The 521-nt window shown below is 60.5% G+C and carries 1 protein-coding gene; it reads left to right on the forward strand.

Annotated features, from left to right (window positions below):
- Positions 1-521 (forward strand): prophage tail fiber N-terminal domain-containing protein (locus CSC62_RS17670; RefSeq protein WP_211369046.1); only part of this gene is annotated, 521 nt, incomplete at both ends.

A 521-nucleotide genomic window follows, 5' to 3' on the forward strand; every position in this document is an offset into this window, starting at 1 on the left:
GTATGAAGATTCACAACCGGGGACGCTGAATGATTTTCTCTGTGCCATGACGGAGGATGATGCCCGGCCGGAGGTGCTGCGTCGTCTTGAACTGATGGTGGAAGAGGTGGCGCGTAACGCGTCCGTGGTGGCACAGAGTACGGCAGACGCGAAGAAATCAGCCGGCGATGCCAGTGCATCAGCTGCTCAGGTCGCGGCCCTTGTGACTGATGCAACTGACTCAGCACGCGCCGCCAGCACGTCCGCCGGACAGGCTGCATCGTCAGCTCAGGAAGCGTCCTCCGGCGCAGAAGCGGCATCAGCAAAGGCCACTGAAGCGGAAAAAAGTGCCGCAGCCGCAGAGTCCTCAAAAAACGCGGCGGCCACCAGTGCCGGTGCGGCGAAAACGTCAGAAACGAATGCTGCAGCGTCACAACAATCAGCCGCCACGTCTGCCTCCACCGCGGCCACGAAAGCGTCAGAGGCCGCCACTTCAGCACGAGATGCGGTGGCCTCAAAAGAGGCAGCAAAATCATCAGAAA

Origin of the sequence: Pseudoxanthomonas jiangsuensis (assembly GCF_010093185.1) — a bacterium.
Taxonomy (GTDB): domain Bacteria; phylum Pseudomonadota; class Gammaproteobacteria; order Xanthomonadales; family Xanthomonadaceae; genus Pseudoxanthomonas; species Pseudoxanthomonas jiangsuensis.